At 61.9% G+C, this 7,924-nt stretch carries 5 protein-coding genes; all 5 read right to left on the bottom strand.

Features of this window, described 5'->3' with window-relative positions; all coding sequences use genetic code 11:
• Positions 1 to 1,394: diguanylate cyclase domain-containing protein (locus tag B3V69_RS04130; protein WP_296444075.1), on the bottom strand; the 1,394-nt coding region annotated here is incomplete at its 3' end.
• 56 nt (positions 1,395 to 1,450) lie between these two features.
• Positions 1,451 to 2,032, bottom strand: a complete 582-nt coding sequence (locus tag B3V69_RS04135; protein ID WP_296444077.1) for a chemotaxis protein CheB — start codon at positions 2,030 to 2,032, stop codon at positions 1,451 to 1,453.
• Between the two features lies 1 nt (position 2,033).
• Entirely contained in the window at positions 2,034 to 4,247 is a 2,214-nt protein-coding gene (locus tag B3V69_RS04140) for a PAS domain-containing sensor histidine kinase (RefSeq protein ID WP_296444079.1), read from the bottom strand.
• Complete coding sequence (locus B3V69_RS04145; RefSeq protein WP_296444081.1) at positions 4,231 to 7,293, bottom strand: CheR family methyltransferase; 3,063 nt, start codon at positions 7,291 to 7,293, stop codon at positions 4,231 to 4,233. The genes B3V69_RS04140 and B3V69_RS04145 overlap by 17 nt, the downstream gene beginning before the upstream one ends.
• Positions 7,294 to 7,423: 130 nt before the next feature.
• On the bottom strand, positions 7,424 to 7,924 hold a 501-nt coding region (locus tag B3V69_RS04150), incomplete at its 5' end, for a methyl-accepting chemotaxis protein (RefSeq protein ID WP_296444083.1).

Here is a 7,924-nt window from a genome sequence, read left to right on the forward strand (position 1 = left end):
TCGCTGACCCGTGCGGCATGGGCCACCGCTGCGGCTTGCATGTCGGCGTCAAAGAAGCAGGCGGTGTCGCGTCCCGAATTTTTGGCCTGGTACATCGCGATATCGGCTTGTTTGAGCAGATCGTCCAGGCTTTGCCCGGTGCCCAGGAACTCGACGATGCCAATGCTGGGCGTGCTGCAGCAGCTGTGCCCGCGAAGGGTGTACGGCTGCCCCAAGGTCTTGAGTATTTTGTTGGCGCAGTCCTCGGCCTGCGCCGCGGCCTCCCGCGGCTGGCTGCTCAAGGCCTCCATCAGCACCACGAACTCGTCACCCCCCAGGCGGGCCACACGGTCGCCTTCGCGCGCACCTGCCTTGAGGCGCGCGGCAACCTGCTGCAGCAGCAAGTCGCCCACTTCGAGACCCAGCGTGTCATTGAGCTGTTTGAAGTGGTCCAGGTCCAGCAGCAACAGGGCGCCGTACTGGCCCGTGCGGGCGGAGGTCAGCATGGCCTGATGGACATGGTCCATCAGCAAGCGCCGGTTCGGCAACGCCGTGAGCGGGTCGTAAAAGGCCAGGCGGTGGATATCTTCTTCGTCCTGACGACTCTGGCTCAGGTCAAGCGCGATGCCAATGAAGGTGGTCTGCCCGGCGCGTGCAATCTGCGACACCGACAAGCTCATGGGGAATACGTTGCCATCTTTGCGCTGGCCCTCGACGTCGCGCGTGCGGCCGATGATGCGGTTCTGGCTCGTGCACAGGTAGTGCTGCAGGTAACGGTCGTGCTGGCTGCGGTGGGGTTCGGGCATCAGCATCGCGACGTCGCGCCCCAGCACCTCTTCCACGGCGTAGCCAAAAATGCTGCTGGCCCCCTTGTTAAAGCTTTCGATCAACCCTTGCGCATCGATGGTGATGACGCCACACACCATGTTGTCCAGGAGGGCCTGGTTGTGCTGGAGCGAATCGTTCAGCAGCGCCGTGCTGGCCATGAGCTGCTGTTGCGCCTGTTGGCGTGCCGTGATATCGCTCAGCACGATGCGCAGTACCGGCGCGCCGTCCTTGTCCTGGGCGGCAATGGCCGCCAGATCCGCCCAGAATGGCGCGCCGTCATTTTTCACCATCCGCAGCTCGCACGACCGCGCTTCTCCGGTCTCCAAGAGCTGTTTGCGAAACAGGTAGTAGCTATCCTGGTCTTGACCGGAGATGAACGCGGTCAAGCGTTGCTGGATCAGCGCAGCCCGGGGCACGCCCAACAGGGTGGCGGTGCTGAGGTTGGCCTGTTGGATCAGCCCGCGCTCGCTGACCGTGCAATAGCCCACTGGCGCCAGGTCGTAGAAGTCGAAATAGCGTGCCCGCGAGCTGTCCAGCGCCGCCAGCGTGCGGTGCAGTTCGGCGTTGTCAGCGGGGCGTTTGTCCATGTCCGCGATTACGTTTTAGAGCCGCATATCAATAGGTCAGCTTGCGCAGCGACATCTCAGGTTTCAACGCGCGCAATGCGCACAATTTCTTGTGCGATGTCTTCGGGCGACAGGACAAAATCGATGCAGCCACTGGCAATCGCGCTCTGCGGCATGTCGGGCTGGGTCGCGGTACTCAGTTTTTGCGCGATGGTGATGCCGCCTACTTCCTGGATGCCGCACAGCGCGGCAGCGCCGTCGCCGTCATAGCCGGAAACAATGACGGCAATCAGCTTGCCATCCCAGCAATGGGTCAGTGAACGCAGGAAGACCGTGATGACATCAGGCCAGCCGCGCGGCTTGGAGATCGGCTTGAGACGGAACTCTCCTTCATCGACGTGTAAATCCCGATTGGCAGGGATGATGAACACATGATTCGGCTCGATCAGCAAACTTTCCGTGATGAGATCAACCGGCATCGTGGTGAAGCGAGGCAGCACTTCATGGAGTTGCGTCGGCATGATGGTGATGTGATTGACGATGACGATCGCCACGCCCATGTCGGACGGAAGATTTTTCAACAAGCGAATATAGGCGTCCAGGCCACCGGCCGAACCGCCGACGCAGACAATGGGGAAATTCTTTACCGAGGAACTCATTTCATGACTCTCCCGTCTGCTTTTCATGCTCCATGCGGGCGGATTGCGTCCGCGCAAATTCCAGCGCCATGTCCAGCACTTCCATGAACGCGTTGACCTTGATCGGCTTGGTGAGATAGCGGAAGAAGCCGGCCTCCAGGCCTTTCGCGATATCGCGTGGCATGGCATTGGCACTCAGGGCCAGCACCGGGATGTGCCGTGTGGCCGGATCTTCACGCAGGATCTTCAACGCCTGAAGCCCACTGATGCCCGGCAAATTGATGTCCATCAGGATCACTTGCGGTTGGTGGGTTCGCGCCAGCGCGATGCCGCGCGCACCATCCTCGGCACCCAACAAGCGCATGTCGGGGCGGCGTGCAACCAGCTGCTTGACCAGCTCCATGTTGGCCCGGTTGTCTTCGACGTACAGCAGGGTGCGCAGCACCGCGCCAGGCTGAACCGGCGCTTGCATCGGCGTTGGCGGCTCGGCTGCACCGGGGCCGAGTTGCGGTGCGGCCGCCAGATTCAATTCGACCCAGAACACACTGCCGACCCCGACCGTGCTGTGCGCGCCGATCTCGCCCTCCATCAATTCGACCAGCCGCCGACTCACCACCAGGCCGATGCCGGTGCCCTCCTCGGCACTGGCCTCTTGCCCGAGACGGTTGAAGGGCTGGAACAGTTGGTCGAGTTTTTCCGGCGACAGTCCTTCGCCGCTATCCTGCACGCTGATACGCAGGCGCCCCGCGGTGACCTCGCTGCACGTCACCTCGACCGTGCCGCCCGCCTTGTTGTATTTGATCGCATTGGACAGCAGATTGACGACCACCTGCTTCAATCGGGTCCGGTCGGCGTTGACAAAGAACGCGCTATCGAACAGGGGAAAGCTGATGCGAATGCCTCTATTTTGGGCCTGCGGTTCGATCATGGCCTGGCAATCGAGCAGCACGTCGTTCAGTGAGATGGGTTCCAGCGACAGCGACAGCTTGCCGGACTCGATCAGCGCGAGATCGAGGATGCCGTTGATCAACTCCAGCAGATACCAGCCGGCGCGAATAATCTGATCGATTTTTGTTTTTTGGCCGGGCGTTGGCACCGGCTCGCCCGACTCCAGCAGCTGGGCAAAACCGAGGATGGCATTGAGCGGCGAGCGCAACTCATGGCTCATGCTGGACAGGAAATCCGATTTGGCGAGGTTGGCTTTTTCGGCAACATGCCGGGCCTGTTCGAGTTCGTCGTTATATTCTTGCAGCACCTGATCCAGGTGTTTGCGCGCCGTGATGTCGCGCATGGCAATTTGAATCGCCGGTTCGCCATCGTAGGCAATCGACGTGCTTTGGACTTCAACGTCGATGGGCGTGCCATCGAGCTTGAGGAATTTTTTCTCCACCATCGGCGAGCGCCCGCCATGGAGGGTCATGCTCGTCGCCCGCGCCAGCACGGTTTGATGAAAGTCCGGGTGCACCAGATCGAGGAGGGGCTTGCCGATCAGGTCTTGCGCGGAATTTGCGCCCAGCAGCTTGATCGCCGCCGGATTGGCGTAGATCAGTCTTCCGTGCCGGTGAACCGCGATCGGTTCGGGCGTCCCTTCAATCAGGGTGCGAAAACGCTCCTCGCTCTCCTGCATCGCCGCTTCCATCCGCCGGTGCTGGCTGACATCGCTGAGCACCAGGCGCAAGGTGGGCGCGCCATCGTCGTCCTGCGCCGCGGTGAGCGCCAGATGGGCCCAGAATGGCGTGCCGTCATGCTTCACCATCTGCAACTCGCAGGATTGCGCCTCACTCGTCTCGCTCGCCTCAAGGAGCTGTTTGCGGCACAGGTAGTAGATGTCCTGGTTGGCCTTCAGGATAAAACGGCTGATCGGCCGCTTGACGAGCTCGCTGCGGGCCACGCCCAGCAGGGAGGCGGCGGTGAAATTGGCCTCCAGGATCAGACCCTGCTCGCTGACGGTGCAATAGCCCACCGGCGCCAGGTCATAGAGGTCGAAATAGCGCGCCCGCGAGGCGGTCAGCTCTTCCTGCGCCCGGCGCAATTCCTCGTTCTGCATCTCCAGCTCGATTTGATGCACTTGCAGCTCATGGAGCGTTTGCCGCATCGCTTCGGGCGTCAGGGTTTCCAGGTTTTTTGACGACAGGGCCTTCTTCCTCTTGGCGATCTCTTCGGCATGCCGACGCAGCGCGTGCTCGGCGCTCGCAGGGGGGACGTCTTGAGCCGGACTTTTATCCTTGTTTACCATTGTGTGCATCCATCGTTCGACCCGTATTCGATTCTTTCGTTCGTTCCGTGGTCGCAATCGCGTACATCTGCCCGGCCTCATTCATCAAAGCGGTGGAGGTCAACCAGACCTCCACGACCGCCCCCTTCTTGGTGAGCCGTTGGGTGCGGTAAGGCTCCAGAATTTCAGCCTGGCTGAGCTGATGTATCCGGACCAAGGCTTGTTCCCGCAGCGCCGGGGGGATGCGGTCGCGCACGTTCATCAGCAGCGCTTCGGCTTCACTCCAGCCATACATTCGCACCGCGCCCGGATTCCAGGCCAGGGTGCCACCATCCAGGTCCTGCACGGTGATGGCATCGTGCGCATCGCGCACCACCACGGCCAGACGGAGCAGCTCATTGGCTTTGAGCAGCGCTTCGCGCACCCGCACCATCTCGGAGATGTCCACGAAGGAGATCACGGCGCCTTCGATCACGTTGTCCAGCGTGCGGTAGGGCAGGATGCGCATCGTGTACCAGGTGCCCGCCGTGGTTTGCACGTCCACCTCTTTGGGCTGCAGCGTGTCCAGCACCGCCTGCACGTCCGCCACCAGGCGGTCATAGCCGACCAGGTTGGAGACGATGTGGCCGACCGGCCGCCCGACGTCGCTGGGGATCAGGTTGATGATCTGCGTCGTCGCGGGGGTGAAGCGCAGGATGCGCAGGTGATGGTCCACAAAGACGGTGCCAATGCCGGTGCCCGCCAGCAGGTTGTTCATGTCGTTGCTGGCCCGCGATAGATCGACCACCTTGGTTTGCAGTTCGGCGTTGACCGTGGCCAGCTCTTCGTTGATCGACTGCATTTCTTCCTTGGAGGTCTCCAGCTCTTCGTTGGTGGATTGCAATTCTTCGTTGACCGATTGCATTTCCTCGTTGGAGGATTTGAGCTCTTCGTTGGAGGTTTCCAGTTCCTCGTTGGCGACCTGGAGATATTCCTCTTTAGCCTGCAGTTCCTCGTTGAGCGCGGTAATGCGCGCGTCGGCATCCGACTCGGGGCCGCCCGCGCCCACGACGGTGGGCAGGGTGGCCTGTTGCGCGACGGGCGATGCTTCCTCCAGGATGACCAGGTAGAGGGGCGCCTCAGGCGTTGCGGCAGTGCCTGCCGTGACCGGGCAGACGGTCAGGTTGACCTTGCTGAAGTGGCCGTTGGTTTTCACGCGCAGGCTATAAAAATGCACGGTTTCCCGGGTGCCCACCGCTTTGTGCAGGGCGGTGGCCAGTTCGCGGCGCAGTCCTTCGCGGGCCATTTTCAGGATGTTGTTGATGCCTGCCTCGCCCGCTGGCAGTTCCAGGTATTGCCCGCTGCGACCGTGCAGGTAAACGATGTCGCCTTGGCCGTTGACGAGCGCCCCGACCGGTGCCATCTGCTGCAAGAGCGCGTTTTCGGTCAGTTCACGCAGTGACAGTTTCACCGGGCCGGCGGTCTTGGCGGCGCTCGGTGGGAACACCGCCTCGGTACCTGCCCTGAGCGGGAGAAACCGACCCAGGGCGGTGCGCCGCGCGACGTGGATATCCGCCTTGCGCTGGTACAGCTTGGATTTGCGGTCCAGCACGGCAAACAGATCATCAAACTCGCCCACCGTCTCCGAGGTGCCCAGGAACAGCATGCCGTCAGGGTTCAGCGCGTAGTGGAACATGGGAATGATCTTTTTCTGCAACTCCCCGCCCATATAGATCAGAAGGTTGCGGCAACTGATGAGGTCGAGTTTGGAGAAGGGCGGATCCTTGATCACGTCCTGCTCGGAAAAGACCAGCATATCGCGGATGCCTTTGTGGATGCGGTAGCCGGTGTCGCCGGGCTCGGCCGTAAAGTAGCGCGCCAGCCGTTCCGCAGAGACGTCGGCAGTGATGCTGGCCGGAAAGAGGCCGACCCGCGCCGTGGCAATCGCCTGGCTGTCGATGTCGGTGGCGAAGACGTGCACCTTGTAGTTGGATTTGAGCGCCTCCAGACGCTCCTGCAGGAGGATGGCGATGGAATAGGCCTCTTCGCCGGTGGAACATCCGGCCGACCAGACGCGGATCACGGCGCCCGTCGGCTTGCCTTCAAAGAGCTTGGGAATGATCCGTTTCTCAAGCTCTTTGAAAGCCTCCGGATCGCGAAAGAAATTGGTCACGCCGATCAGCAGGTCGCGAAACAAGGCCTCGACTTCAATCGGCGTTTGCTGCAGGTACTTGACGTAGTCGTCGATCAATTCAATCTGGTGAACGGCCATGCGCCGGTCAATGCGCCGGTGGATGGTGCTCGGCTTGTACTGCGAAAAGTCGTGGCCGGTCTGGGTTCGCAGCAGGATGAATATTTTCTTCAGTGCGTTCTCGGTTTTGGGCGCCGGGGCGGTGGCGGGACGGTGGGCATGGCGCAAGGCATGAGCCACATAGGCCATCAGCTGGGCCGGCATCTCGGCCGCTGGCAGCTCGTAATCCACCAGGCCGGTGGCGATGGCGCTGCGTGGCATGCCGTCGAACTCGGTGGTGCCGGGGGTTTGCACCATGACGACGCCACCGCCGCTCTTGATGGCCCGCAAGCCCAGCGTGCCGTCGCTGCCGGTGCCGGAGAGCACGATGCCGATGGCCCGCTCGCGCTGGTCCTGGGCCAGGGAACGAAACAGAAAGTCGATGGGCAGGCGATGGCCGCGCGGCGCGGAAGGTTCGAGCAGTTGCAGCGTGCCATTCAGAAACGCCATGTCGCGATTCGGCGGGATGATGTAGGTGCAGTTGATTTTTACCACCATGCCGTCTTCGACCTCGAACACCTGCATGCGGGTGTAGCGCCGGATGATGGCGCTGAGGAGGCTCTCGTGGTCCGGCGCCAGGTGCTGCACCAGCACAAAGGCCATGCCGGGATCGGTGTCGGCGGGCATGCCGGAAAAGAAGGCCTCGAAGGCTGCCAGTCCCCCCGCCGATGCGCCAATGCCGACAATGGGGAAATCGGCGGCGGCCAGGTCGTCCGGCTTTTGCGTCTCGATGGTCTGGGCATGGTCCGCGGCGGGCGCTGGCGCTGCTTTTTCTTTGGCTTTTTTCCTTGTTGTCAAGATATTCTCCTAGTCTGACAAAAGGTCTTGCAAAAACCTCGTTTCATTCCAGTGTAATCCCTATAAATGCCCCCAAAGAAAGGCATCTGAAAGCAAGCGTTACACCTGTCGCGACGGGGGCGACAGGTGTTCAGGCGGACAAGGCCGGCAGGGGCCGCCGCTGGTTCGCCAGTGCATGACCGCGATCCGCGCCTGGACCGCCGAGTTTGAACGTGCCCACCACCTCGGCCAGTCGTTGGGCCTGTTCACGCAGACTTTCAGCGGCGGCGGCCGACTGCTCGACCAGGGCGGCGTTCTGCTGCGTCATCTGGTCCAGTTGCACGACCGAGCCATTGACTTCGCCGATGCCGTTGCTTTGCTCCACCGCGGCGGCAGTGATCTCGCCAATGATGTCGGAGACGCGTTGCACCGAGCTCACGATGTCAGTCATGGTCTGGCCCGCGTTGGTGACGAGCCGGGAGCCCGTTTCAATGCGCTCCACGCTGGCGCCGATGAGGCTCTTGATTTCCTTGGCGGCCTCGGCAGAGCGGCCTGCCAGGCTTCGTACTTCGCTGGCGACCACGGCAAAACCGCGGCCTTGCTCGCCCGCACGCGCGGCCTCGACCGCGGCGTTCAGGGCCAGGATATTGGT

Origin of the sequence: Rhodoferax sp. UBA5149 (assembly GCF_002413825.1) — a bacterium.
GTDB lineage: Bacteria > Pseudomonadota > Gammaproteobacteria > Burkholderiales > Burkholderiaceae_C > Rhodoferax.